This window comes from Streptomyces sp. NPDC107538 (assembly GCF_055657445.1).
The window spans coordinates 1,031,836-1,055,777 of sequence record NZ_JBVKAY010000001.1 but is presented as its reverse complement, the minus strand read 5'-3'; the positions used below and the strand labels follow the sequence as shown (position 1 = coordinate 1,055,777).

At 72.6% G+C, this 23,942-nt stretch carries 22 protein-coding genes; 14 read left to right on the top strand and 8 right to left on the bottom strand.

The genetic code is table 11. The features are described 5' to 3' along the window. Positions 1-8: 8 nt before the first annotated feature. The 3 genes from ACZ7MG_RS04650 (at position 9) to ACZ7MG_RS04640 (ending at position 1,973) form a co-directional block, all read left to right on the top strand. Complete coding sequence (locus ACZ7MG_RS04650) at positions 9-704, top strand: CHAP domain-containing protein (protein WP_471392570.1); 696 nt, start codon at positions 9-11, stop codon at positions 702-704. Positions 705-812: 108 nt separating this feature from the next. Next, on the top strand, positions 813-1,463 hold the full coding sequence (locus ACZ7MG_RS04645) for a M15 family metallopeptidase (RefSeq protein WP_471392567.1): 651 nt from the start codon (positions 813-815) through the stop codon (positions 1,461-1,463). Positions 1,464-1,589: 126 nt separating this feature from the next. Next, on the top strand, positions 1,590-1,973 hold the full coding sequence (locus ACZ7MG_RS04640; protein ID WP_471392564.1) for a winged helix-turn-helix transcriptional regulator: 384 nt from the start codon (positions 1,590-1,592) through the stop codon (positions 1,971-1,973). 1 nt (position 1,974) lies between these two features. On the opposite strand, the gene ACZ7MG_RS04635 is transcribed toward ACZ7MG_RS04640, so the two are convergent. Continuing rightward, positions 1,975-3,324, bottom strand: a complete 1,350-nt coding sequence (locus ACZ7MG_RS04635; RefSeq protein ID WP_471392562.1) for a cytochrome P450 — start codon at positions 3,322-3,324, stop codon at positions 1,975-1,977. A gap of 267 nt (positions 3,325-3,591) precedes the next feature. On the opposite strand from ACZ7MG_RS04635, the gene ACZ7MG_RS04630 reads away from it, so the two are divergent. The 3 genes from ACZ7MG_RS04630 to ACZ7MG_RS04620 all read left to right on the top strand — a co-directional run bounded on the left by ACZ7MG_RS04630 (position 3,592) and on the right by ACZ7MG_RS04620 (position 7,913). Further along, positions 3,592-4,908, top strand: coding sequence for an LmeA family phospholipid-binding protein (locus ACZ7MG_RS04630; RefSeq protein ID WP_471392558.1), 1,317 nt, complete (start codon positions 3,592-3,594; stop codon positions 4,906-4,908). A gap of 144 nt (positions 4,909-5,052) precedes the next feature. Further along, complete coding sequence (locus ACZ7MG_RS04625; RefSeq protein WP_471392555.1) at positions 5,053-6,099, top strand: glycoside hydrolase family 5 protein; 1,047 nt, start codon at positions 5,053-5,055, stop codon at positions 6,097-6,099. Positions 6,100-6,344: 245 nt separating this feature from the next. After that, the gene (locus ACZ7MG_RS04620; protein ID WP_471392552.1) at positions 6,345-7,913 is read left to right on the top strand and encodes a serine/threonine-protein kinase; all 1,569 of its coding nucleotides are present in this window, start codon (positions 6,345-6,347) and stop codon (positions 7,911-7,913) included. A gap of 53 nt (positions 7,914-7,966) precedes the next feature. Here the strand turns inward: ACZ7MG_RS04620 and ACZ7MG_RS04615 are convergent, their stop codons facing one another. After that, complete coding sequence (locus tag ACZ7MG_RS04615; protein WP_471392550.1) at positions 7,967-8,833, bottom strand: LuxR C-terminal-related transcriptional regulator; 867 nt, start codon at positions 8,831-8,833, stop codon at positions 7,967-7,969. Positions 8,834-9,276: 443 nt separating this feature from the next. Here ACZ7MG_RS04615 and ACZ7MG_RS04610 point away from each other — a divergent pair, with 443 nt between their 5' ends. The 3 genes from ACZ7MG_RS04610 to ACZ7MG_RS04600 all read left to right on the top strand — a co-directional run bounded on the left by ACZ7MG_RS04610 (position 9,277) and on the right by ACZ7MG_RS04600 (position 12,670). Next, positions 9,277-10,605, top strand: a complete 1,329-nt coding sequence (locus ACZ7MG_RS04610) for an acyl-CoA dehydrogenase family protein (RefSeq protein WP_471392547.1) — start codon at positions 9,277-9,279, stop codon at positions 10,603-10,605. Beyond that, positions 10,602-11,483, top strand: a complete 882-nt coding sequence (locus tag ACZ7MG_RS04605; protein ID WP_471392544.1) for an SCO6745 family protein — start codon at positions 10,602-10,604, stop codon at positions 11,481-11,483. Before ACZ7MG_RS04610 ends, ACZ7MG_RS04605 begins: the two co-directional genes overlap by 4 nt. Positions 11,484-11,806: 323 nt before the next feature. After that, positions 11,807-12,670 carry a helix-turn-helix transcriptional regulator gene (locus ACZ7MG_RS04600; RefSeq protein ID WP_471392541.1) on the top strand — a complete coding sequence of 288 codons (864 nt, stop codon included), beginning with the start codon at positions 11,807-11,809 and terminating at the stop codon, positions 12,668-12,670. A 114-nt stretch (positions 12,671-12,784) separates the two neighbouring features. On the opposite strand, the gene ACZ7MG_RS04595 is transcribed toward ACZ7MG_RS04600, so the two are convergent. The 3 genes from ACZ7MG_RS04595 to ACZ7MG_RS04585 form a co-directional block, all read right to left on the bottom strand. Then, positions 12,785-13,828 (bottom strand): 2-oxoglutarate and iron-dependent oxygenase domain-containing protein, encoded by a 1,044-nt coding sequence (locus tag ACZ7MG_RS04595; protein WP_471392538.1) that lies wholly within the window; start codon positions 13,826-13,828, stop codon positions 12,785-12,787. A gap of 62 nt (positions 13,829-13,890) precedes the next feature. Further along, the gene (locus ACZ7MG_RS04590; protein WP_471392535.1) at positions 13,891-14,550 is read right to left on the bottom strand and encodes a response regulator transcription factor; all 660 of its coding nucleotides are present in this window, start codon (positions 14,548-14,550) and stop codon (positions 13,891-13,893) included. Next, entirely contained in the window at positions 14,547-15,581 is a 1,035-nt protein-coding gene (locus ACZ7MG_RS04585; RefSeq protein WP_471392533.1) for a HAMP domain-containing sensor histidine kinase, read from the bottom strand. The genes ACZ7MG_RS04590 and ACZ7MG_RS04585 overlap by 4 nt, the downstream gene beginning before the upstream one ends. A 201-nt stretch (positions 15,582-15,782) precedes the next feature. Here ACZ7MG_RS04585 and ACZ7MG_RS04580 point away from each other — a divergent pair, with 201 nt between their 5' ends. Continuing rightward, on the top strand, positions 15,783-16,253 hold the full coding sequence (locus ACZ7MG_RS04580; RefSeq protein WP_471392530.1) for a cation:proton antiporter regulatory subunit: 471 nt from the start codon (positions 15,783-15,785) through the stop codon (positions 16,251-16,253). A 7-nt stretch (positions 16,254-16,260) separates the two neighbouring features. Continuing rightward, positions 16,261-17,496, top strand: coding sequence for a cation:proton antiporter (locus ACZ7MG_RS04575; RefSeq protein WP_471392527.1), 1,236 nt, complete (start codon positions 16,261-16,263; stop codon positions 17,494-17,496). 307 nt (positions 17,497-17,803) lie between these two features. Here ACZ7MG_RS04575 and ACZ7MG_RS04570 read toward each other — a convergent pair whose 3' ends face one another. Further along, positions 17,804-18,811: an AraC-like ligand-binding domain-containing protein gene (locus tag ACZ7MG_RS04570; RefSeq protein WP_471392524.1), complete on the bottom strand. Its 1,008-nt coding sequence runs from the start codon at positions 18,809-18,811 to the stop codon at positions 17,804-17,806. A 168-nt stretch (positions 18,812-18,979) separates the two neighbouring features. Between ACZ7MG_RS04570 and ACZ7MG_RS04565 the strand changes: the two genes are divergently transcribed. After that, positions 18,980-19,900: a squalene/phytoene synthase family protein gene (locus ACZ7MG_RS04565; protein ID WP_471392811.1), complete on the top strand. Its 921-nt coding sequence runs from the start codon at positions 18,980-18,982 to the stop codon at positions 19,898-19,900. Between the two features lie 21 nt (positions 19,901-19,921). On the opposite strand, the gene ACZ7MG_RS04560 is transcribed toward ACZ7MG_RS04565, so the two are convergent. Both ACZ7MG_RS04560 and ACZ7MG_RS04555 read right to left on the bottom strand, forming a co-directional pair. Further along, positions 19,922-20,680 carry an SDR family NAD(P)-dependent oxidoreductase gene (locus ACZ7MG_RS04560; RefSeq protein ID WP_471392521.1) on the bottom strand — a complete coding sequence of 253 codons (759 nt, stop codon included), beginning with the start codon at positions 20,678-20,680 and terminating at the stop codon, positions 19,922-19,924. Beyond that, entirely contained in the window at positions 20,677-21,648 is a 972-nt protein-coding gene (locus ACZ7MG_RS04555; protein ID WP_471392518.1) for a fumarylacetoacetate hydrolase family protein, read from the bottom strand. Before ACZ7MG_RS04555 ends, ACZ7MG_RS04560 begins: the two co-directional genes overlap by 4 nt. A gap of 248 nt (positions 21,649-21,896) precedes the next feature. On the opposite strand from ACZ7MG_RS04555, the gene ACZ7MG_RS04550 reads away from it, so the two are divergent. Together ACZ7MG_RS04550 and ACZ7MG_RS04545 are read left to right on the top strand one after the other, a co-directional pair. Further along, on the top strand, positions 21,897-22,826 hold the full coding sequence (locus tag ACZ7MG_RS04550; RefSeq protein WP_471392516.1) for an ABC transporter ATP-binding protein: 930 nt from the start codon (positions 21,897-21,899) through the stop codon (positions 22,824-22,826). Then, positions 22,826-23,656, top strand: coding sequence for an ABC transporter permease (locus tag ACZ7MG_RS04545; protein WP_471392513.1), 831 nt, complete (start codon positions 22,826-22,828; stop codon positions 23,654-23,656). The genes ACZ7MG_RS04550 and ACZ7MG_RS04545 overlap by 1 nt, the downstream gene beginning before the upstream one ends. The last annotated feature ends 286 nt before the right edge of the window (positions 23,657-23,942 follow it).

Below are 23,942 nucleotides of genomic sequence, written 5' to 3'. Positions count from 1 at the left end.
GACTTCCGATGTCCAGCACCACCAAGCACGGCACCACCAAGCACGGCACCGCCACCACCCTCCTGCTGATCGCGGCCCTCGCGGGCGGCACGCTCACCGCGGGGGCGGCGTCGGCCACCACGGAGTCGCCGCGCTCGGCCTCCGCGGCGGCGGCGGTCTCGCTCCAGTCGGCCATCAAGAGCAAGGCGCAGCAGCAGGTGAACCTGTCGCCGCGCAACCGCGAGAAGGCCGGTAACTGCAACTACTACAGCGCCGTCGCCACCAGCCCGAAGAGCGGTGTCGTCGGCAACTGCAAGAAGGTCGGCGGACTCCAGTGGCGCACGAACAACTGGTGCGCCGACTTCGTCCGCTACGTCTGGAAGAACTCCGGCGCGCGCACCAAGAACACCGACGCCTTCGCCGGCTCGTTCTACCGGGCCCGCAACTCCATCGGCACCTGGCACGCCCGGGGTTCCTACGTCCCGAAGATCGGTGACGCGGTGCTCTACGACTGGGACGGCAGCACGCCCGGCCTCGGGACCAACGGCTGGGACGTCGACCACATCGGCATCGTCATCGGCTACAACGCCAAGACCAAGGCCCTCACCACCATCGAGGGCAACACCACCAAGACCGGCAACGGTGGCACCGAGGGCGTGTACCAGCGCACCCGGTACAACACCAAGGCCGGTGACGTCGTCGGCTATGTGACGCCCAAGAAGTAACGAGCGGCGGAAACGAGAGCCAGACACCCACGGGGGAGCCCCCGGTGCCGGTCCCCAAACCGGCCCCGGGGGCATCTCGTGCGTCACGCCACCTCCCACAGGACTGAGATGTCAGAGATCATCCTCATGAACGACCCCCGGGTGGCCGGTGTCCCGGTCCACGAGTCCCGCGAACCCCTGGTGGATCTGCGGGAGTTGTCGTTCCTGCGCGTCGACACCCGGCTCGCCGACCCGGCGGGTGCCTACGCCCTTCTGCGCGAGGGTGTGGCCTGGCGGCTGGCCCGGGCCGCGCGGCTGCTGCCCGACGGGCTGTGTCTGCTGGTCACGGAGGGCTACCGCCCGTTCGCCCTGCAGCAGCGGTACTTCGACCGGTACGAGGCCGAGTTGCGCGCCGCGCATCCCGAGTGGCCGGCGTCGTATCTGCGGGACCGGACGAGCCGTTCCCTGTCGCCGCCGGAGATCGGCCCGCATGTGGCGGGCGCCGCCGTCGATCTGACCCTGTGCACCGCCCGGGGCGCCGAACTGGATCTGGGCACCCCGGTGAACGCGAGCCCCGAGGAGAGCGACGGCGCCTGCTACACGGCGGCCCCGAACATCTCGGCCGCCGCGCGCCGCCATCGCCGTATCCTGTCCGCCGCCCTCACCACGGCCGGCCTCGCCAACTACCCCACGGAGTGGTGGCACTGGTCGTACGGCGACCGCTACTGGGCCCTGCGCACGGGGGCGGCCGCGGCCCGCTACGGGCCGGCCGAGGCCTGACCCCGGCTCCTGGCTCTCTTGTGGTTACTCGGAAACCGTAGGAGAGTGAGCGGTGACCTGGAAGAACGCACTGTACGAAGAAACGCACTGTACGAAGCACGCACTGTGCGATGACCGAGGGACCTGATGGCGACCAAGCACCAGCTCAAGGGCCTGCCCGAGGACGCGGACCTCCGGCGGGCGGACTCCCTGGCACGGGAGATCTTCTCCGACGTCGCCAACAAGTGGGCGCTGCTGATCATCGAGGCGCTGGGCGAGCGCACCCTGCGCTTCAGCGAGCTGCGCGACGAGGTCGAGGGGGTCAGTCACAAGATGCTGACCCAGAACCTGCGGATGCTGGAGCGCAACGGCCTGGTGGACCGGACGGTGTACCCGACCGTGCCGCCGCGTGTCGAGTACACCCTCACCGAACCGGGCCGGGCCCTGCGCACCACGGTCGACGCCCTGTGTGGCTGGACCCACCGGTATCTCGGCGACATCGAACACGCCCGCGACAGCTTCGCCGGCTGACTCAGCTCGGCGACGGCCGCAGGGTCGCCGGGGTGGGGCCGTCGGGGCGGACGGTGATGCCGTGGACGGCCTTCGCGGGGACGGAGTGGAAGGCCGGGACGTGGACCGGCAGCAGGTGTTCGAGGAGGACGGTCGACTCGCGCAGCGCGAACTGGAGACCGAGGCAGGCGCGGGGGCCGATACCGAAGGGGTAGTAGGCGCCGGGGTGGGAGGGCCGGCCGCCCGGGGTGGTGAAGCGCCGGGGGTCGAAGCGCTCGGGATCCGGCCAGAGTCCGGGGTCGCGGTGGGTGAGGTACGGGCAGACCAGGAGGTCGGTGCCCGCCGCGACGGCGTGTCCGGCGAGGAGGTCGTCCTCGGCGGCGTGGCGGGGCAGGATCCAGGCCGGCGGGTAGAACCGGAGCGTCTCGTGGACCAGCGCCTGGAGGGCCTGACGGCGCTCGGCCGAGCCCTCGGGGCCGGCGGCCAGCGCCTGTTCGCGGGCTTCGGGGTGCCGGTCGAGCAGCAGATACAGCCAGGTCAGAGTGGTGGCGGTGGTCTCGTGTCCGGCCGCGAGCAGGGTGACGAACTCGTCGCGGATCAGTCGGTCGGTGTACTCGGGGTGTTCGGCGGCGGCCTCGGTCAGGACGTGCAGCAGGCCGGGGCCCTCGGGTCCCGCCGCCCCGTCGCGGGCGGCCTCGACCGCGTGCCGGGCCACCGCGTCGATACGGGCGAGATCGGCGGCGACGGCCTCCCGGGCCTCGTCGGCTTCGGTGGGCAGGGTCGGCAGAGCGGCGGCCACGGTCTCCACGGCCGCCAGTTCCCGCTGGGTGTCGTCGTCGAGGGGGTGCCCGGTGAGGGAGCGCCAGATGGTGTCCAGGGCGAAGCGGCGCATCTCCTCGCCGATGTCGACGGTCCGCCCGGTCCGGGCACAGCTGTCCCAGCGGGCCGCGGTGGTCCGGGCGGCGGCGGTGATCCGCTGTTCGTAGCGGCGCATCCCGGTGCCGGTGAACTGGGACTGCAGCAGGCGGCGTTGGCGTTTCCAGGCCGTGCCGGTGGCGGACAGGACACCGTCGCCGACCAGCAGCCGGGCGCGGTGCGAGCGTTTGACGTACCGTTCGGGCCGCCGGGCGAGGACGTGCTGCACCGCCGCCGGGTCCGTGACGAGGATCGTGGGCGTGGGGCCGAGGCGGAACGCCGCGACACCGCCGTGCCGTTCACGTACCTCGGTGAGCAGCGCGACCAGTTCGCCGCGTGCGGAGTGCCACCGCTTCACCAGCTCCGGATCGGCCTCGGGAACCGGCTTGCCCGTGCCGGGAAGGTACGGCTCCTCGGGCGCGGACGGGAGGGAGCCGCGACCGGTTTCGGTGTCCATGTGTCTGTCCCCTGATCGATCGACCGCCGGGCCGGCGACACACCGGCCCTCGCAGCACGGACTGTACGGGCCAGGCACGGTGGGTGACGGGTGATCACGGTACGGGCGGCCCGAACGAGTGCCCTCGGGCGTGAAATCGGCCGCCCCCGTCGTGAGAGGGCAGCCGTGTTCCTGACCCGCTTCGGCGGTTGATCACGATCGTGAAGTACATCGCATCCCCGGGGTTCGGGTTGCGGCCGGGGGTGGTGCGCGTGTTCGGATGAGGTGATGCGCTCCCCCCACCGCACAGATCCGCATCAGCACATCGACGCCCAGGCCGCGGCACCGCACGGCCCCTCCGGGGCACCCCACGGTCCCGCCGCGCCACCCCACGTTCCCGCCGAGGCACCGCGCAACCCGTACGACGAACTCGGCGCCCTCGACGACGGCCCGCTCGAAGTGACCTCGCTGGAGGAGTTCTTCGACGCGGACACCGGCCGGTCCGGGGACGAGGCGGAGCAGGAGCCGGAGTGGACGCCGCCCGTCCATCGCCGGGGCGGCCGGCGGCGGCGTGGCCGTTTCGCCGGGCTGCCGCTCGCGGTGAAGGCGGTGGTGGGTCTGGTGGTCCTCGCCTCCTTCGTGACCCTCGCCGACCGCTGGGCCCTGCTGTACGCGGAGCACAGGGCCGGGGACGCCCTGAAGGACCGGCTGGACCTCGCGGCGGCGCCCGAGGTGGAGATCGGCGGCTTCCCCTTTCTCACCCAACTCGCGGGCAAGCGGCTGGAGTCGGTACGGCTGACCGTGCCGGACGTGGCGGCCGACCGGGTGTCACTGGCGAGGGTGTCGGCGACCGCCCATGACATCCGGCTGGACGCCGACGGTCTCACCTCGGTGCGCGGCGCCCAAGTGCCGCGGCTCGACGGTGACGTCCTGCTGTCGTTCGCCGATCTCAATCGCGAACTCGGCGCCTCCCAGGTGACGTTCACCGGTGACGGCCGGGACCGGGTACGGGCGCGCGGCACTCTGCCGGTGGCCGGGCGCGATCTGCGGCTGCGCGCGGAGGCCACGATCGAGCGGCAGGGCGAGCGGGGCATCGCGACGGAGATCGGCGGGATGCAGCTGGACATCGGGGACCTGGCCACCTACCGTCCCGGCTCGGGCGCCTCGGACGGACTGCATCTGACGCCGAAGGCGTCCGCCGGTCTCGCCCGGGAGACCCGGAAGGCGAAGGCGCTGCTGTCGGTGCCGGCGATCGTGAAGCGGCTGGGCGTGTCCGACGCGACCGCCCGCGAGGCCCTGGGTGACGAGGGCAAACTCGCCGAGCTGACCGGCTCCCCGCGCTTCGCCCGCCAGGCCCAGGACCTCAACCTCATCGACCTGGCCCTGGACAACCCCGACGTGCTGCGCGGGCTGGGCCTCGACCCCGATCTGCTCGACGCCCTGTCCCGGCTGACCCGGCCCGTGCTCGCGGAGCGGCTGTCGCTGTCGTTCGAACTGCCGGAGCCGGAGCGGGGGACCGTACGGCTGCGGGACGTGCGGGTCGAGGAGGACGGCATCCGGGTGCGGCTCACCGGGTCGGAACTGGCCGTGGGCGGCGGCTCGTAGATCCGTCGGCTCTGTGTTCTTGATGAAATTTGGTGTGCAGATGTGTTGACCTCTGTTCGAGATCTCTTTTAGTTTGCGGGAGCCACAGAGCCGCCGGCCTGCACTTCCAGGTTTCGCGGACGCAACCGCCCAGAAAGGGATCCGGTGCCACTCAAGAACCATCGCGGGACGGCCTGCCTCGCGGCGTCGCTGGCCGGCGTCACGGCATTCGGCGGCCTCATCGCCGCCCCGGCGTCCGCCGACTCCGCAGCCGCCTCCCGTCATCACGCCTCGCCGCCTCCGGTCAGCGACTTCCGCGGCGTCAACTGGGCCGACGCCCGCGACAACTACGCCGACGACGCGGTCGTGCCCTCGGGGCTGTCCACCTCGGACGGCTACGCCACGACGTACGCCAAGTCCCGGGCGATCATCGACGGGTTCGCCAAGCTGGGCGCCAACACGGTCCGGCTCCCCGTGAACCCCACGTCCGTGAACGGCCCCTTCTGGAAGTCGTACCGGGCCGCGATCGACGCCGCCTCCGCCAAGGGCTTCAAGGTCATCCTGGGCTACTGGGAGGCCGACAACGCCAAGGACGGCAAGATCGACGACCAGGCGTCCTGGGACCGGATGTGGGCGCGGATCACCACCGCGTACGGCCACAACTCCAAGGTGTACTTCGAGCCGATGAACGAGCCGTTCGGCTACACCGCGCAGGAGTGGCAGGACGTGGCGGCTCGCTGGCTGACCGTCCACCGCTCGATCCCCCGCGACCGGGTTCTGATCGGCGGCTACAAGTACAGCGAGGACGTCAAGCCGATCTGCGCCGACAGCCGGCTGGACGGCACCCGGATCGCCCTGCACAACTACGGTTTCTGGCACACCGACTGGACCAGCGTCGACCAGTGGAAGGCGGACTTCAAGGCGCGCATCGGCGACTGCGCCTCGCGCACCATCCTCGACGAGTTCGGCGCCTCCATGACCACCGGCCTGGACTACAACGGCCCGGTCAACGGCTCCAACGAGGTCGCCTACATCCAGGCCGCGACCGACGTCATCCGGGAGCTGCGCCTCGGCTCGGTCTACTGGCCGGGTCTGCGCAACGGTGACACGTACTCCCTCACCACCCTCCAGGGCACCGGCACCCGCCTCAGCCTGAAGGTCAACAACCAGAGCGGCCTCGACCGCCTGCACTACGCCTGGAAGAAGAAGTAGCAGCAGGACAAGCAGGAGTAGCGGGACAAGCAGGAGCCTCCCGGGTTCGGTGCCTAAGGGCGCCGGGCCCGGGAGTCGTTCCGTCAGGGCGTGCGAGCCCGGCCGCTTCCGCAAAACACCTTCGGCGCACCGCAGTTGACGGCATGCCCGCACCACGCGCTCCGCTATGCTCGGCCCCGTTCGAACGCATGACGACCGACCGAACAGGCGACGACCGGCGGGCACCTCGCTCACCGGGAGGGAACGTGAGCGAGCACGTGATACCGGCAGACGGCGACGACCAGACGGCGACGCGCGCCCAGCGCGGCACGGAACGGCTGATCGCCGGACGGTATCTGCTCCATGAGGTCCTCGGCAGGGGCGGCATGGGCACGGTCTGGCGCGCCCACGACCAGTTGCTGGACCGCCCGGTCGCCGCCAAGGAACTGCATCTCCTCTCCCACGGCGACGACGAGCACCGCGTCCGGATGCGCCGGGCGGTCCGGGAGGCGCGCGCGGTGGCCCGGGTCCCGCACCCGCATGTGGTCGGCGTCCACGACCTGGTCGAGGCGGAGGACCGGCTCTGGATCGTCATGGAACTCGTCGAGGGCCCCTCGCTGGCCCACCGGGTCGCCGAGTCGGGACCGCTCACCCCGCAGCACACGGCGGCGCTCGGGCTGCAGATGCTCGACGCGCTGGAGGCCGTGCACGCGGCCGGCGCGCTGCACCGGGACGTCAAACCCGCCAACGTCCTGCTGCGCCGCGACGGCAACGCCGTGCTCACCGACTTCGGCATCGCGGCCCTGGACGACGGCGAGTTCCTGACCAGCACGGGCCAACTGGTGGGCTCCCTGGAGTACATGGCGCCCGAGCGGGTGACGGGCGCGGAGAGCGGTCCGGCCTCCGACCTGTGGTCGCTGGGCGCGACCCTCGTCTCGGTGAGCTGCGGGCAGTCGCCGTTCCGCAGGCCGGGAGGGCCCGCGACGCTGCACGCGGTGGCGTACGAGGAGCCTGTGCTGCCGGAGCGGCTGGGCCCGCTGCGGCCGGTCGTCGAGGCGCTGCTGCGCAAGTCCCCCGAGGCGCGTCCGTCGGCGGCGGGCGTACGGTCCGCGCTGCGGCTCGTCGCGGCGGGCGAGCCGGGCCCCGGGCCGCTGCCCTCGGCGACCGTGCGCGTCTCCCGGCCGTCGGCGCCGCTCGCCGACGTCGACACCGTGACCAGCGGCCACGAGCGGCCCGTACGGGTCGGGGAGACCGTGCCGACGGCCGGGCACGCCCGGTCGTCCGCGCCCAGGGGGCCGGGCCGGGGGACGGCGCGTCCGGCCGGGCGGAAGCCGCTGTGGTGGGGGCTGGCCGGTACGGCGGTGCTGGCGGCGGGTGCGGTGGGCGGGCTCTTCCTCGCCGGAGTGCTGCCGTTGCAGGGGGAATCCACGGCGACCGTCGCCCATGTCGTCCAGTCGGCCACCGGCTGGCAGCCGGTGAACGGGGTCACCGTGCGGCAGGGCGACCGGGTCACCGTGCGTTTCGTCTCGGGCGAGTGGACGGCCGATCACCGGAACATGCCGATGGCGGGGCCGGCCGGCTACGACGCGGCCACCGACGCGTTGCTGGAGGGCGCGAAGGACTGCAAGGTCAAGGCCGCGGCGCCGTTCGCCTCGCTGCTCGCGGTCCTCACGGGCGACAAGAAGTTCCCCGTGCACACCGTCGGGAAGAAGCTGACCTTCAAGGCCACCGGGGACGGCACGCTTCAGCTCGGCATGAACGACACCGCCGGCGTCTGCTCCGAGGACAACCGGGGCACGCTGAGCGTCAAGGTGACCGTCGTGCACCGGAGTTGACCGCGCCTCCCGGTTGCGGGGCCCCCGGTGAGGGGGGGCACCCGGTGAGGGGGTCAGCGCAGCAGGCCGGCGCGCCGTGCCGCGGTGACCGCCTCGAAGCGGGTGGTGGTGCCGAGCTTGCGCATGGCCGAGCGGAGATAGCCCTTCACGGTCTCCAGACCGATGTCGAGCCGGTCGGAGATGTCGAGGTTGGTGCAGCCCGCGGCGACCGCGGTGAGGACGTCGAGTTCGCGGGGCGACAGCCGCGCCGGCTGCGCGAGGGACGCCCCTTCGGGCTCCTCGGCGCAACAGCCCTGCCCCAGCAGGAGACACACCTCGTGGAAGCGGTCCTTGAGGTGCCCGTCGTCCAGGGTCGCGGTGACGTCCAGCAGTGCGGCGTGGGCCTCGTGGACCCGGCCCAGCGCGGCACCGTCACGCGGCGCGGCGCTGTCGCGCACGGCGCGGGCCTCGGACAGCAGCCTGCCCACCTGTTCGTGGGACGCGAGGAACTGCTCCAGGTCGCGCGCCGCCCGGGTCAGCGCGGTCAGCACCCGGTCGCCGAGCCGTACCGCGTCGCGGGATCCCACGAAGAGGACGGCCCGGACGGTGGTGCCCACGATCACAGGGGCCGCCGCCATCGCCCGTACGCCCTCGGCCGCGACGAAGGAGTCGTACTCGTGGCTGATCTGCCGGGCGGTCCGGTAGTCGCTGACCGCCGCCGGTCTGCCGGTCCTGAGCACCTTGCCGATCAGTCCGGCCCCGGCCGGGACGGACAGTCCCCGGCGGTTGCGTGACCGGACGCCGCTCGTCTCGCTGATCCGCAGCTGCCGGGGGGCGACCACCCAGGCCGCCCCGGCGACGGGCAACCCGCTCTCCCTGCGCAGAGTCAGGACCGCGGCGCGGGCGGCCGCGGCCTCTTCGCTGTCTTCCGCCGGTAACACGACAGGGCCGACTCCTCACCTGACAGACAGTGGGTGACACATCGCTGTGGGCGACTCCCCCGTCGTCAGGAGAAACAGTTCTTCAAGCGCCGCGACCGCGTCAAGAGTGCTCAACGGAAACGTAGTTGACGAAGAGTCAGTCTTCAGAAGAGGTGACACGTGCCCGCGCCGGCGCGGGCCCCCGGCGCCGCGGCGCGTCGAGGTGCCCGAGACGGCTTTCTGATCGGGCGTTCAGTAGCGGTCTCCCCCGCCCCACCCTCAGACGGGGGTAGCTGGACGGCCCGCTTTACCTCATCGTGGTGCGAGCGACAGGCCGCTCCCGGCTCCGGCCGGGCCGGGGGCGAGCCAGCGTGCTCTCTCCCTCCACCGACTCAAGGCCCGCTGGACGCAGGGCCGTTGCGTGCCCCCAGCAGCCCGAGCCTGCGCGCACAGAGAGGCGCCCCATGGATTTCTCGTACTCCCCACGTCTCGCCGACCTCAGAGAAAGCGCTGTCGACCTCGCCCGGAAGATCATGGTCTACGAGGACGAGTGCGAGGCCGGCGACGGTCTGGGCCCGCGAAGCAGAGCCGCGCTCCGGCAGACCGTGCTGGACAGTGGGTTGCAGGCGATGAACGCGCCGGTCGCCTGGGGTGGCGCGGGGCTGACCTGGGTCGAACAGGTCACCGTCGAGGAGGAGTTGGGGGCGCTCACCAACGGTCTGTGGGCCGCCGTGTGGCGGCCGACCGCCGCCGCACTGCTCGCTTCCACCCCGGAGCAGCGCGAGCGGTATCTCCTGCCGGGGAACCGGGGCGAGCGTTTCGGGGCGATGGCGATCACCGAGCCGGACGCGGGGTCGGACCCCCGGCGCCTCGCGACCGTCGCGGAGCGCGCCCTCGACGGGTATCGCATCACCGGTGAGAAGTGGTTCGTCGGCCCGGGGGAGCCGGCGGACCATCTGCTCGTCCTCGCGATCGTCCGGCCCGACGGCGGGCCCACGCTGTTCCTCGTCGACAAGGACACCCCGGGGGTACGGCCGGTCGCCACACCGCGCTACACCCACCACTTCGCCTACGAGCACCCGCAGTTCGCCTTCGACGACGTGCACGTGGGGTACGACGCCGTCCTCGGGGAGGTGGGCGCCGGGCTCGACCTCGTGCGGGCCACCTGCTTGGAGGAGCGGGTCCTCGTCGCGGCGCGCGCCGTGGGCGCCGCGGAGCGGGCGTTGCGGCTGGCCTCGGACTGGGCGCGCGAGCGGGTGGAGGGCGGACAGCCCCTCATCAGGCACCAGTTGGTCCAGGCCATGCTGGCGGACTCCGCGACCGACATCGCCGTCAACCGCATGCTGGTGTACCGGGTCGCGTGGGAGATCGACCGGGGCGGCGACCCCAGGACACTCAACGCGATGGTGGCCATGGCCAAGGTGTCGGCGACCGAGGCCGCCGGGCGGGTCGTCGACCGCGCGGTGCAGATCTTCGGCGGGCGCGGCTGCCTGCGGGACAACCCCGTCGAGCGGCTCTACCGCGAGGCCCGCGTCGACCGGATCTGGATGGGCGCCTCCGAGGTCCAGCGGCTCGTGATCGCCGACGAGATCGACAAGCGGGGGCTGTCGGGGTTGCTGCGGTTCGCCGCGGCACCGGCCGAGGAGAACGAGGGGCGGGATGCCGGGTTGGGTGAGGGGTTGGGTGAGGGGTTGGGTGGCGAGCTGGGTGAGGCGCGGGAGGTGACGACGGACGGTTCGCCGGGTGAGTCGCCCGGGGCGCGGGGCCCGCTCGTGGAAGGGGCGGCCCGGTGAGCGCGCCGGCCGTGGCGCCCCGGACGACCGCACGGGCCCTGCACGACGTCCTGGAGCCGTACCACGCGGTGCTCTACTACGCGCCCCAAGTCCAGGAGGCGTTCGCGGACATCGGGGTGAAGGGCCTGTGGCGCGGCTACTTCGGCGGCCGTGCCGCCCCGCTGGGCCCGGCCCCGGCGGCCGTGGTCACCGCGCTCTTCCATCACTTCGAGCCGGGTCTGGTCGCACGGGCGGTCCCGTCCGTCTGGGAGGCCGCGCCGCCCGACGCCATCCTGGCCGCCCGGCTGACCGGCGTGGACGCGGCGCTGCGCGCTCTGCTGGGCAAGACGGTCGACGGTCCGTGCATCGCCGAGGCCGCGTCCCTCGCCGTCTCGGCCGCCGCCGCGTGCGGCGCGCCCGGCCGTCCGCTCGGCGCCGCGAACGCCGCCCTGCCGCTCCCGGAAGCGCCCCACCTCGCGCTGTGGCAGGCGGCCACGACACTGCGCGAGTACCGGGGGGACGGGCATGTCGCCGCGCTGACGCATGCCGGGTTCGACGGCGTCGAGGCGCTGGTGACGATCACAGCGGCGGGCGGCGAGGTCCGGTCGAGCATCCAGGCCCGCCGGGGCTGGACCGACGAGGAGTGGGCCGAGGGCGAACGGCGGCTGCGCGACCGCCGGCTGCTGGACTCCGCCGGAGAGCTCACCCCGGGGGGCCGTGCGGCCCGGGACACCGTCGAGATACTCACCGACCGCTTCGCCTCGACGCCCTGGGACACGCTCGGCGCCCAGCGAACGCACCGGCTGTGCACCCTCCTCCAGCCCGCCGCCGAACGGATCGCCCAAGGCCTCGGCCTCCCTCTCCCCCTCCCCATCGCCGCGAAGCCCCTGCCCGGCTGACCGACAAACCCGGCGAAGCCCTGACGCGGCCGGCACCCGCGCCGAAGACCCTGCCCGGCCCCGGCCACGGGGCGGCCGACATCCACACTCCGCACCGCCCGCCCGCCCGGCATCGAGTGCTCCCCGAACGGGGAAGCCGCTCCGCCTGAACGACGAGCGACGAGCGACGAGCGGCGGCCGTAGCCACCGTCGGCGGCGAGTCACGAACCCCGCTTTCGCGTATTGATTCACAGCAGACGCACCACAAGCACCATTCCGCACGAAGCCCGCGCACTTGTCGGGCAGGGGGCGCGCTTTGCCCCCGGGCAGATCGAGGTAGCCGTATGACAGTGAAATCACCCCCCGTCCCGGACGAAGACCGCCAGGTGAAACGCGGCATCACCGCGTTACGGGACACGGCCGACGTGGACCTCGCCTTCGGTGGCGTCGTCGTCCGGGGCCGGCACGCACAGCTCACCGAGTTCACGGGCAACTCCACCAACGCCCTGTTCGGTCTGACCCTCGGATTCGGTATGGGCCTCGGCGGCAAGGTGGTGGCCCTGCAACGCCCCGTCGCCGTCAACGACTATGCGAACTCCAGGCAGATCAGCCACCATTACGACCTCATGGTCGCCGCCGAGGGCATCCACGGCGTCGTCGCGGCACCCGTGGTGGTGCACCGCACGGTGCGGGCGGTCATGTACGGCGCGGTCCGCCGGTCCGTGGCCCTGGGCGACCGGACGGTCGACGCGGTCATGCAGGCCGCCCGGAGCCTGGAACAGAACCTCGCCGTCCGGGACGAGGTGCTGCGCCGCCTCGACGCCCTCAACGAGCCCCCGGAGACGGCCGACCGGACGACGGAGCCCACCTCCCCCCGGTGGGAGACGGTCCGCGAGGCGTACGCGGAGCTGCGGATCCTCGCCCAGCAGCTCACCGACGACGAGTTGCGCGACCGGGTCGTCGGGGTGTCCGACGGGCTGGCCACCGCCGCGGCCCCCGCCTCGCACCCTTTCAGCGGCCTCTCGTCGCGGGAACTCGATGTGCTGTCCTGCGTCGCGCTGGGGCGGACCAACGCCGATGTGGCGGACGAACTCGGTCTGCGGGCCGAGACGGTGAAGAGCTATCTGCGCAGCGCCATGCGCCGGCTGGGCTGCCACACCCGGATGGAGACGGTCGTGACCGCCCGCCGCCTGGGACTGCTGCCCTGAACTCCTGCACCAGGCGACACGGCCACATGTCCACACAGCCGCACGGCCGCACGGCCGGGAGAGAACCCGTGCACGGAAGCCGCCCGGCAGGTGCCGGGCGGCTTCGGTCGTGGTTCAGGAGGTGAGGGCTTCCTTGCGGAGGCGTTCGAGGACGGTGAGCCGGTCCTCGCTCTCGATGCGGGCGGTGGCGGTGCGGTCGGGGTAGCAGCGCATGAACATGTTGGTGAAGTGCGTGCCGTAGTGGATGAACTCGTCCTCCCCGCCCCCTTCCAGAGGCCGGGCGACGGCCTGGAAGGACGGCTCGTGGAAGTACGCGATGGTGTACCGCTCACGGTCGGCCAGGCGCACCTTGTGCGGGGTGGAGAGGAGGTTGCCGCCGGTGATGAACTGCATGATGTCGCCGGGGAAGACGGTGAACACCGCGGGCACCGGGGTGACGAACGTCCAGGGCTCCTCGTTCTCGTACCGCCCGGCCATGGACTCGTCGGGCAGCCAGTTGCGGCCACGGGTCTCGCCCTCCACCGGGGGACGGATGTAGAGGCCGCCGACGTCGTCCTGGACCGCGATGACGAGCAGACCGTAGTCGGTGTGGGAGCCGATGCCGCGCTCGGAGGTGGCGTCCGCGCGCGGGAAGCGCAGGACGCGCATGTGGTGCCAGCCGTCCTCGGTGAGCTTGGTGAAGTGGTCCATGTCGTCCAGGCCGAGGCCGAGGGCGACCAGCCGGAGCAGTCGCTCGCCGATGTCGCCGACGGTGCCCATGTAGTCCTTCATGGCGTCGGCGTAGCTCTGGGACGGCCAGGGCGCGGGGCCGTGGCACGGCCATTTCTCGGCGACCCGGGCGTCGTCCTCGTGGATGTCGGGGCAGACGGTGAAGATCTCCGAGCCGTCCTTCTCCCCGGCCGTCTCCTCCTCACCGGACGCGACGTACCCGCTGTAGGTGAGGTCGGACACGTGCCCGGCCTTCTCCTTGAACGGGCGGCCGAAGAAGCCCCTGGAGGCGTCGAGGGCCCGCTCGGTGGCGGCTTCCTGTTCCGGTGTGGCCTGGATCTGGAAGATGCCGTCGGCCTGCCAGGCGGCGATCAGTGCCTGGCCGAGCGCCTGGTCCGTGTCACTGCCGTCAACCGTCGAGGGCAGTACGAAGGTCTGCAGTTCTGTCATGCCTTCACCCTGAACCGGACCGTCTTCTTCCACTACCCCCGACTGAGGGGACCGGCGGCGGGTCAGGGCTCGGTCAGGCCCGTGCGGATGGCGTAGCGGGTGAGTTCGAGGCGGTCCCGCAGGCCCAGTTTGTGGAGGAGGTTGGCGCGGTGGCGTTCGACGGTCTTGGCGCTGATGACGAGGAGGCGGGCGATCTCCTTGGAGGTGTGGCCCTCGGCGACGAGTTTGAGGATCTCCTCCTCCCGTTCGGTGATGGGGCGTTCGGGGAGCCGGTCGCCGGTGCGGGCGCGGTCGAGGTAGGTGCGGATGAGGGTGGTCTCGGCGCCGGGGTAGATGAAGGGTTCGTCGCGCAGGGCGGCGCGGCAGGCCTCGACGAGGTCGCGGTCGGCGACCGACTTGGGGACGTAGCCGGAGGCGCCGGCCTTCAACGCCTCGAAGAAGTACTGCTCGTTGTCGTACATCGTCAGCATCAGCGTGCGTGGTTCGGGCCGCAGCCGGGCCAGTTCGCGGGCCGCCTGCAGTCCGGTCCGGTGGGGCATCGCGATGTCGAGGACGGCCAGGTCGATGCCGCCCTCGCGGGCCCGCGCGACCGCCTCCACACCGTCGGCCGCCTCCGCCACGACCGTCAGATCGGGCTGGGCGTCGAGGATGAGGCGCACGCCCTGGCGTACGAGGGCGTGGTCGTCGGCGAGGAGGATACGGGCCGGGGCCGGTCGGGTCATCGTGCGGTTTCCGGGACGCGGTCGGTGGTGGGGACGAGGTCGGCAGTGTGGGCACTCCCGACGGTGGGGACTCGGTCGGCAGTCGGGGCGAGGTCACCGGTCTTGGCGTGCAGGGTGATCTCCGTGCCTCCTCGGGGGCCGGTGCCGATGGTGAGGTCGGCGCCGATGAGCAGGGCCCGCTCGCGCATGCCGTTGAGACCGGCTCCTTCGGGCGCGGCGGCGATACCGCGGCCGTCGTCCCGTATCAGCAGGGCGGTGCGGCCGTCCGGCAGGGGGCGGAGGTGGATCTCGGCGCGGGTGGCGTCGGCGTGCCGGGCGGTGTTGGTGAGGCCCTCCTGGGCGATGCGGTAGAGGACGAGTTCGGTGTCGGGGTCCAGGCGGGGCAGGCCCGGGGTGATGTGGGCGGTGACCCGCAGCCGTGGGGTGGTGAACTCCGTGGTGAGGGCGCGCAGGGCGCTGTGCAGGCCGAGTTCTTCGAGTACGCCGGGGCGCAGGCGGCGCGCGATGCGGCGTATCTCCTCCAGGCCCGCGCGGGTGGTCTCCTGTGCCTGCCGCAGTTCGGTGCGTACGGCCCGGGGCGCGAGGTCGGCGGCGTGGCTGAGCTGGAGCAGCACGGCGGTCAGGGTCTGCCCGACCTCGTCGTGGAGTTCGCGTGCCAGGCGCCGGCGTTCGGCCTCCTGCGCGGACAGGGCCCGGCCCGAACTCGTGGCCCGCTCCGCTTCGAGGCGGGCCAGCATGGCGTTGAACGACTGGGTGAGTCCGGCGATCTCGACCGGGCCGGTGACCGTGGTGCGGCTACCGGGTCTCAGGAGGTCGGCGGTGGTCATGGCCCGGGTCAGCCGGCCGAGGGGGGCCAGCCCGACCCGCAGCAGGACGGCGTTCGCGATCAGCATCACGACCAGCCCGGCGAGCAGCACGAGGGCCTCGCCGAACAGCACGGGCGTGGACACGGTGACCGGGCCGAGGAGCAGCAGGACCGCGACCATGAGCACGGCCGCGTTGGACAGGAGGATCCGCCAGTACAGCGACATGCCTCCATGCTCCCTCCACGGTTCCGGGCCCACTGCCCCGCCCCACCCTTTCCGCCGGTCACCGGCCCTGTCCATCCGTGCTGACACCCATATCCCCGGCCACTTCGCGGATGGCACCATGGCCCCTCGTCACACGAAGAGTTCCACGCAAGCGCACGCAGAGTTCTACGAAAAGGGGGAGGGGTTGTGCCTGCCGGCCGGATGAGCACCACACCCTTGCCGGGGATCGGTGTCCAGTACGACCTGACCACCCGGGAGCACCGTCATCTGTCGGTGATCGCGCACCGGGACGGCACCAGGACGGTGAACGTCTACCGGGCCGACGACCCGGACGCCTGCGCCCAGGCGCTGCATCTGACGGAACCGGAGACCGCCCTCCTGATCGACGCGCTCGCCCCCGGTCACCACAGCCCGAACCTGCTGTCCACCACCGATCTCGGGCTGGTGGCGGAGCGGATCGAGCTGGCGTCGACCTCGTACTGGAACGGCCGGGTCCTCGGCGACACCCGGATGCGGACCGAGACGGGCGTGTCGATCGTGGCCGTCCTGCGTCGGGCCCAGGCGATCCCGTCCCCCACTCCGGACTTCCGCCTCGCGGGCGGTGACACGCTCATCGTGATCGGCACCCGGGAGGGTGTGGAGTCGGCCGCCGCGATACTCGGGCGGACGTGAGCTGTTCATGTACCTCTCCGCTCAGATAGCCGCCGGGTCGCCGTCGTCCGGGCACTCCTCCGCCGTCTTCCTGATCGAGTTCGGCGCGATCATCCTCGGGCTGGGGCTGCTGGGCCGGCTCGCCGGTCGTCTGAGGTTCTCGCCCATCCCGCTCTATCTGCTGGCCGGTCTCGCCTTCGGGGAGGGCGGGTTGCTGCCGCTGGGCACGAGTGAGGAGTTCGTGGCGATCGGCGCCGAGATCGGCGTGATCCTGCTGCTGCTCATGCTCGGCCTCGAATACACGGCGAGCGATCTGGTCTCCAACCTCAAGACCCAGTACCCGGCCGGCCTCGTCGACGCCGCCCTCAACGCCCTCCCCGGCGCCGCCATGGCGCTGTTGCTCGGCTGGGGCCCTGTGGCCGCCGTCGTCCTCGCCGGGGTCACCTGGATCTCGTCCTCCGGCGTCATCGCCAAGGTCCTCGGCGACCTGGGACGGCTCGGCAACCGCGAGACCCCGGTCATCCTCAGCATCCTGGTGCTCGAAGACCTCTCCATGGCCGTGTACCTGCCGATCCTCACCGCGCTGGTCGCGGGGACGAGCCTGGCCGCGGGCAGTGTCACCCTGGCGATCGCCCTCTCGGCCGCCGGGCTCGTCCTGCTGGTGGCCGTGCGGTACGGGCGGCACATCTCGCGGTTCGTCTCCAGCGACGACCCCGAGAAGCTGCTGCTCGTCGTCCTCGGGCTGACCCTGCTGGTCGCCGGGGTCGCCCAGCAGCTCCAGGTGTCCGCCGCCGTCGGCGCGTTCCTCGTCGGCATCGCGCTCTCCGGTGAGGTCGCCGAGGGCGCGCACGGGCTGCTGGCGCCGCTGCGGGATCTGTTCGCCGCGGTGTTCTTCGTCTTCTTCGGCCTGCACACCGACCCCGCCAGCATCCCGCCCGTGCTGCTGCCCGCGCTCGCCCTCGCCGTCGTCACGGCGGCCACGAAGATCGCCACCGGCTACTGGGCGGCGAAACGGGCGGGCGTGGGGACGAAGGGGCGCTGGCGGGCGGGCGGCACGCTCGTCGCGCGCGGCGAGTTCTCCATCGTCATCGCCGGCCTCGCCGTCACCGCCGGCATCGAACCGTCCCTCGGCCCGCTGGCCACCGCGTACGTCCTCATCCTGGTCGTCGTCGGCCCGCTCACCGCCCGGTACACCGAGCCGGCCGCCGCCTGGTTCATCCGCCGCCGCGCGCCGCGCCCGGAGGCCGCCGCGCCCGCCGAGTGAGCTGTCGCGGACGCCGAGTGAGCTGTCGCGGGCGCATGTCGAGGTCGCGGATCACCATCGTGGGCGGGGGCCCCGGGCAGCAGCAGCGCGGTGATCCGGTCCGCCGGGCCGGAGGTGAAGTGCACATGCCCGCCGGGCAGCGGCACGACCGGAACGCCTCCCGCAACGACACGGGCGACCCCTCTCGGGCGAAGGTCAGCAGCTCGATCTCGTGGCCGTCGCGCCGCAGCCGCTCGGCGGTCGCGGCGGCGTCGGTGACATGGACCGCGAAGTTCGGCGCATCGCGAACTCCGGTGACTCCACAGCCCTAACCGCCCTCAGGCGGCGTCGGCCGCTGTTCGGGCAGCGCCCGCACCCGGTACTCCCGCGGCGAGAGCCCCTGCGTGGTGCGGAAGGCGCGGGTGAAGTCGGAGGCGCGGGGCATGCCCCAGCGGGCGGCGATGACATGGATCGGGGTGGTGCGCAGGGCGGGGTCGGCCAGATCGCGGGCCGCGCCCTCCAGCCGCCGGGCACGGATCCAGGCGGCGACCGTCTCCCCCCGCGTCTGCTGCTGGAAGACGCGGTGCAGATAGCTCAGGGAGATGTGGTGCGCGGCGGCGATCACCGGCGGAGTCAGCTCCGGATCGTGCAGGTTCTTCCTGATGAACGCCCGGATCCGCTGGGTCAGCACGTGCACCCGGGTCTCCGGCGGCAGGGCGGCCTCGGCCTCCAGCGCGTGCGCGAACCAGGCCGACAGCAGATCGAGGACGACCGTGCCCAGCCGGGGCGCGTCCGACGGCCGCAGGAAGTCGGCCTGGCGGTCCAGACCGGTGAGGAAGTCGGCCAGCAGCGCGCCCAGCCCCTCCCGCCCCGACAGCCCCCGCCCCAGCAACTTCCGGACCCGGTCCGGCGGCAGCGGCAGCAGCGCCTTGGGGAAGTCGACGCCCACTCCCCTGATGAGCGCGGCTCCCCGGCCGTCCGCCGACCGGATGTCGTACGGCCGTGAGCTGTCGGCCAGATGCAGGTCGTGCGGCCCGAACGTGTCGTACCGGCCCGCGTGTTCGAGGGCCAGGGCGCCGTCGAGCAGCAGGGTCAGGTGGTACAGCTCGGGGTCGGAGCGGCGCACCATGCGCTGGTCGCGCACGTAGCGGGACGGCGGGCACGACGCCGGCCACACGGTCACCGGGCCCAGCTCCATCAACCGCAACTCCGCCCGGAAGTCCGCGGCGTGGGCGCTGATCGCCTCGCTCGCCCGGGTGGCGCCGAGCAGTTCGCGCCAGAAGTCGAATCTGTCTTCCGCAGGCACGTCCTCGCTACGGAACACGGTCCCGATCATTGCGTCCCATCTCCGATGTCCCCACCCGGTCTTCGCACCGCCATCCTCGCACGCGGCGCCGACCGGGGCCGCGGCGCGTCCGCTCCGGGCGCAAGGGATGAAGGGGCAGGTCCGGGGTCGTCGGCCGTGCCCGGCGGGCGCGCCTACGATCAGCGCATGAGTCGGCGCATGAGTGTGTGGAAGCAGAGCCTGGACGCCGCGGGTGTGCGGGAGCCGGAGGCGCGGCGGGACTACACCGCGCAGCGGGACCTGGTGGCGCGGGTGCGGCGCACCTCGTACGTCGCGGCGCGGCTGCTGTCGCCGCGGCCGTTGCTGCCCCATTTCGTGGCGGCGACGGCGGTGATGCATCACGGGGACGACCTCCTGGACACCGGTCCGAAGCCGCAGCGGATCGCGGCGTGGGCGGCGTGGGAACAAGCGGTGCGCAAGGCGCTGGACACGGGGATCAGCGAGGATCCGCTGATCCGCGCGCTGCTGCACAGCGCGGACGCGCATCCGCGGCTGCGGGTGGCGGTGGAGGAGTATCTGGCCACCGCCACCACCGATCTGGAGTTCACCGGCTTCGCGACCGAGGCCGACTACCAGGCCTATGTGGACGCCTATTCGCTGCCCGCGTTCCTGCTGGTGGCGTGCCTGGTCGGGCCGGAGGGGGACGACGGGCGGCAGGGACGGTTCCGTGCCGCCTGCCGCACGCTCATCGACGGCAGCCAACGGCTGGATTTCGTCAACGACCTGGCCGAGGACCTGCCGGAGGGCCGGCTGGGCATCCCGGTGGAGACCCTGGAACGCTTCTCGGTCTCCGTGGAGGACCTCGTGGCGGGCCGGGAGACGGCGGGTGCACGGGAGTTGGTGGAGGACCAGGTCGAGGCGGCCCGCGTCTGTCTGCGGGCGGCGGCCGAGGAGCCCGTCCTCACGGAGGGCCCCGCCGGAGTGCTGCTGGACGCGGTGATCAGGATCGAACTGCTCACGGCCGACGCGGCGTTCGCGCGCGGCGCCCGGCTGTTGCGCGGCTCCGCGTCCCCGTCGCTGCCGAGCACACTGCGGGTCCTGCTGAACGCCCGCCGGAGAGCGCGCGCGCAACGACGCTGAACGGCCGTGTCACCGGGACGGTCATGCCGGGGGCCGTCTCGAACGCAGGGTGTCCGAGATGGACTTGGTGCCGCCGTGGGCGGTCAGACCGCCGTCGACCGGGATCTCGGCGCCGGTGACGAAGGAGGCGTCGTCGGAGAGGAGGAACACCACGACCGGGGCGACCTCCTCGACATCGGCGGTCCGGCCGAGCGGGGTCTCGCGCACGGTCGCCTCGCGGAACTCCGGGGCCGCGGAGGCGGTCATCTCGGTCTCGATGAAGCCCGGATGGATGATGTTGACGCGGATGCCGCGCGGCCCGAGTTCGGTGGCGGCCGTCTTCGTCAGACCGCGCAGCGCCCATTTGCTGGCCGTGTACGCGACCGGATAGTGGCCGGTGAGGGCGGCGGGCGAGCCGACGTTGACGATCGAGGAGCCGGAGGGCATCAGCGGGGCGAGATGCTGGATGCCGAGGAGGGGCCCGGTGACGTTGACCGCGTGGACGCGGGCGAAGTCCTCGGGGTCGACCTCGCCGAGGCGGGCCCGCCAGGTGATGCCGGCGTTGTTGACCAGGCCGTCGACCCGGCCGTACGACTCCCGCAGTTCGGCGGCGAGTTCGGCCCACTCCGCGTCGCTCGTCACGTCGAGGCGGCGGCAGCCGCCCGTCGGCTGTACATCGGTGGCGACGACCAGGGCGCCCTCCCGGGCGAGCGCTTCCACTTCGGCGGCCCCCTGGCCGCGTGCGGCGCCGGTGACGACCACGACCTTGCCGTGCAGCCGCCCGGCGCGCGGGCCGGTCACGGCCGCTCCCGGGTGCGGCGGCGGGCGGCCGGCAGCGGCACCGGGGCGACGCCCGCGACCACGGTGTTGGAGACGCTGCCGATGCCCTCGACGGTGAGGGTGACGGTGTCGCCGGGCTTGAGCTGCGGCGGGACGCGTTCGCCGCGCAGGCCCCACAGTTCGGCGAGGCAGCCGCCGTTGCCGCAGGTGCCCGAGCCGAGCACGTCGCCGGGGCGGACCGGGGTGCCACGCGAGGCGTAGGCGGTCATCTCCTCGAAGGTCCAGCTCATGTTCGACAGCAGGTCCTCGCCGACGGTCTCGCCGTTCACGGAGGCGGTGAGCGCCAGCCGGAGGAAGCCGTCCGCGTCCCGGTACGGCTCCAGCTCGTCGGCGGTGACCAGGTACGGGCCGAGGGTGGCGGCGGTGTCCTTGCCCTTGCAGGGGCCGAGCCCCACCCGCATCTCGCGGGACTGGAGGTCGCGGGCGGACCAGTCGTTGAGGATCGTGTAGCCGACGATGTGGTCACGGGCCCGCTCGGGGGTGAGGTCGCGGCCCTCGCGGCCGATGACGGCGGCGACCTCCAGTTCGAAGTCGAGGAGTTGGGAGCCCGGGGGCACGGGGACGTCGTCGTGGGGGCCGATGACGGCGTACGGGTTGGTGAAGTAGAACGTCGGCACGTCGTACCAGGCCTCCGGTACCCCGCCCACGCCGTCCACGGACCGGCGTACGCCCTCGACGTGTTCCTCGAAGGTGACGAAGTCCCGGAGCGTGGGCGGCTCCAGGGGCGCGAGCAGCCGTACGTCGGACAGCCGGGGGCCCGCGGGTCCGTCGAGTGCGGCGGCGCCGGCCGCGAGGAGGACGTCGAGGCCCTCGTGACGGCGGATCAGCTCGGTCAGCGAGTCCGTTCCGGGGACGGGGTGGAGGGTGCCGTCCGGTGCGAGGACGGCGACCCGGCGTCGGTGCCGGTGTGCGTAGGAGGCGAAGCGCATGGACCCAATGTGGTGCCCCACCCCGTGATCTGCGAAATCGATTCTCTGGATGCCTGTCATCCACCCACCGAATACACCGAATACCGGGGGTGCGACAGAAGGATGACGCCCCGCTGGTACCGCGGTACCAGCGGGGTGCCGAAGAGTCCCCCGGGGTCCCAGGGCGGCGGGCGGCCCGGCTCGTAGTTTCGATGGCGGAGGCCGCGGGGGAATCGCGGCCCGTCGCGAGGCGAGGAAGGCCCACTGTCATGATCGAAGCGCGTGAGCTGACGAAGCGGTACGGGGACAAGACGGTCGTCGACCACCTGAGCTTCACCGTCAAGGCCGGTGAGGTGACCGGGTTCCTGGGACCCAACGGCGCGGGCAAGTCCACGACCATGCGCATGATCATCGGACTGGACTCCCCCACCGCGGGCACGGTCACCGTCAACGGGCGGTCCTACGCCCGGCACGCGGCGCCGCTGCACGAGATCGGCTCACTGCTGGAGGCCAAGTCGGTCCACCCCGGGCGGACCGCGGTCAACCATCTGATGGCCCTGGCGCACACCCATGGCATCTCGCGCGGCCGGGTGGACGAGGTGATCGAGCTGGCCGGGCTGACCAGCGTGGCCGGGAAGCGGGTGGGCGCCTTCTCCCTCGGGATGGGACAGCGGCTCGGGATCGCCGCCGCGCTGCTCGGCGACCCGGCGGTGGTGATGCTCGACGAGCCGGTCAACGGCCTCGACCCGGAGGGCGTCCTGTGGGTGCGCAACCTCCTGCGCCGACTGGCCGACGAGGGCCGGGCCGTGATGCTCTCCTCGCACCTGATGAGCGAGACCGCGCTGATCGCTGACCATCTGGTGATCATCGGGCGGGGGCGGCTGCTGGCCGACACCACCGTGGACGACTTCGTCCGGGACGCGGGCGGCGGCGGGGTGAAGGTCGCCACCACCGAGCCGCTGAAGCTGCGTTCGCTGCTGGCCGGTCCGGACGTCACCATCAGCTCCTCCGCCACCGAGGAACTGATCGTCGCGGGCCTGGACGCCCGGGAGATCGGCGCGATCGCCGCCGAGCACGGGGTGCCGCTCTACGAACTCACCCCGCAGGCCGTCTCCCTGGAGGAGGCCTTCATGCAACTCACCCATGACGCCGTCGAATACCAGAGCGCTCCCGCCGAGCCCGCGCGAAAGGCCGCCTGATGACCGCCACCGATCTCTCCGTGGTCCCCGCCCGCACCAGAGTGCACAAGGTGACCGGCCTGCGGGTGCTGCGCTCGGAGTGGGCCAAGTTCTGGTCGCTGCGGTCCAGTTGGATCACCCTCGGGGTGGCCCTGGTGCTGCTGATCCTGTTCGGGGCCATCGCCAGCTACACCTACAGCCCCGATGTCGTCGCCGACGGGCCGCCCGGACAGGGGTCCGGCGACAGCGACGCGGTCAGTCTGGCGCTGACCGGGGTGACCTTCGCGTCCCTGGCGGTCGGCGTCCTCGGGGTGCTGCTGTCGGCCGGCGAGTACAGCACCGGCATGATCCGGTCCACGCTCGCCGCGGTGCCGCGCCGGCTGCCGGTGCTGTGGTCCAAGAGCGCCGTGATCGGGGTGATCGCGCTGGTGCTCACCACGGTCGGCGCGCTGGCCGCGTTCCAGCTGGGCGTGCCCGGCCTGGACGGCGAGAAGATCTCCCTCTCGTTGGGCGACGACGGGGTGCTGCGCGGCCTGGCCGGAGCCGGCGTCTATCTCGGCCTGGTCGCCGTGTTCGGGGTGGCCCTGGGCGTCCTGCTGCGCTCCTCCGCCGGAGCCATCGCGGCCCTGGTCGGCATCCTGCTCATCCTCCCCGGGCTCGCCACACTGCTGCCGGACTCCTGGTACGACACGCTCACCCCCTACTTCCCCAGCAACGCCGGGTCGGCGGTCTACGCCCTCACCGAGTCCGCGAACTCCCTCTCGCCCGGACAGGGGCTCGCGGTCTTCGCCGGCTGGGTGGCCCTGGCCCTCGCGGGAGCGGCGTACCGGCTGGCCCGCACGGACGCCTGACCCGGGGCCCCCGGACTGCCCGGCCCCGGCCGGTGGCCCACGGGGCCGGGGCCCAGCCTCCAGGCCCGCCGGCGCCCAGGCTCCAGGCCCGCCGGCCTCCCCGCCCGCCCCGGGCCCCCACCGGCCCACCGGCGCTCAGCCTCCAGGCCCGCCGGCCTCCCCGCTCCGGGCCCCACCGGCACTCCGGCCCCCGACCCCCGGCGCCCGGCGCCCGGCGCCCGGCCCACCGGCTTCCCACCTCCGGGACCACGGACGCCGCCCGACCTGCGAGAGCGAGGACAATGAG

Coding starts and splice junctions, on each gene's coding strand:
- ACZ7MG_RS04650 (WP_471392570.1), top strand. CDS start 9: ATGTCCAGCACCACCAAGCACGGCACCACCAAGCACGGCACCGCCACC.
- ACZ7MG_RS04645 (WP_471392567.1), top strand. CDS start 813: ATGTCAGAGATCATCCTCATGAACGACCCCCGGGTGGCCGGTGTCCCG.
- ACZ7MG_RS04640 (WP_471392564.1), top strand. CDS start 1,590: ATGGCGACCAAGCACCAGCTCAAGGGCCTGCCCGAGGACGCGGACCTC.
- ACZ7MG_RS04635 (WP_471392562.1), bottom strand. CDS start 3,324: ATGGACACCGAAACCGGTCGCGGCTCCCTCCCGTCCGCGCCCGAGGAG.
- ACZ7MG_RS04630 (WP_471392558.1), top strand. CDS start 3,592: ATGCGCTCCCCCCACCGCACAGATCCGCATCAGCACATCGACGCCCAG.
- ACZ7MG_RS04610 (WP_471392547.1), top strand. CDS start 9,277: ATGGATTTCTCGTACTCCCCACGTCTCGCCGACCTCAGAGAAAGCGCT.
- ACZ7MG_RS04600 (WP_471392541.1), top strand. CDS start 11,807: ATGACAGTGAAATCACCCCCCGTCCCGGACGAAGACCGCCAGGTGAAA.
- ACZ7MG_RS04595 (WP_471392538.1), bottom strand. CDS start 13,828: ATGACAGAACTGCAGACCTTCGTACTGCCCTCGACGGTTGACGGCAGT.
- ACZ7MG_RS04590 (WP_471392535.1), bottom strand. CDS start 14,550: ATGACCCGACCGGCCCCGGCCCGTATCCTCCTCGCCGACGACCACGCC.
- ACZ7MG_RS04585 (WP_471392533.1), bottom strand. CDS start 15,581: ATGTCGCTGTACTGGCGGATCCTCCTGTCCAACGCGGCCGTGCTCATG.
- ACZ7MG_RS04580 (WP_471392530.1), top strand. CDS start 15,783: ATGAGCACCACACCCTTGCCGGGGATCGGTGTCCAGTACGACCTGACC.
- ACZ7MG_RS04575 (WP_471392527.1), top strand. CDS start 16,261: ATGTACCTCTCCGCTCAGATAGCCGCCGGGTCGCCGTCGTCCGGGCAC.
- ACZ7MG_RS04570 (WP_471392524.1), bottom strand. CDS start 18,811: ATGATCGGGACCGTGTTCCGTAGCGAGGACGTGCCTGCGGAAGACAGA.
- ACZ7MG_RS04565 (WP_471392811.1), top strand. CDS start 18,980: ATGAGTGTGTGGAAGCAGAGCCTGGACGCCGCGGGTGTGCGGGAGCCG.
- ACZ7MG_RS04555 (WP_471392518.1), bottom strand. CDS start 21,648: ATGCGCTTCGCCTCCTACGCACACCGGCACCGACGCCGGGTCGCCGTC.
- ACZ7MG_RS04550 (WP_471392516.1), top strand. CDS start 21,897: ATGATCGAAGCGCGTGAGCTGACGAAGCGGTACGGGGACAAGACGGTC.
- ACZ7MG_RS04545 (WP_471392513.1), top strand. CDS start 22,826: ATGACCGCCACCGATCTCTCCGTGGTCCCCGCCCGCACCAGAGTGCAC.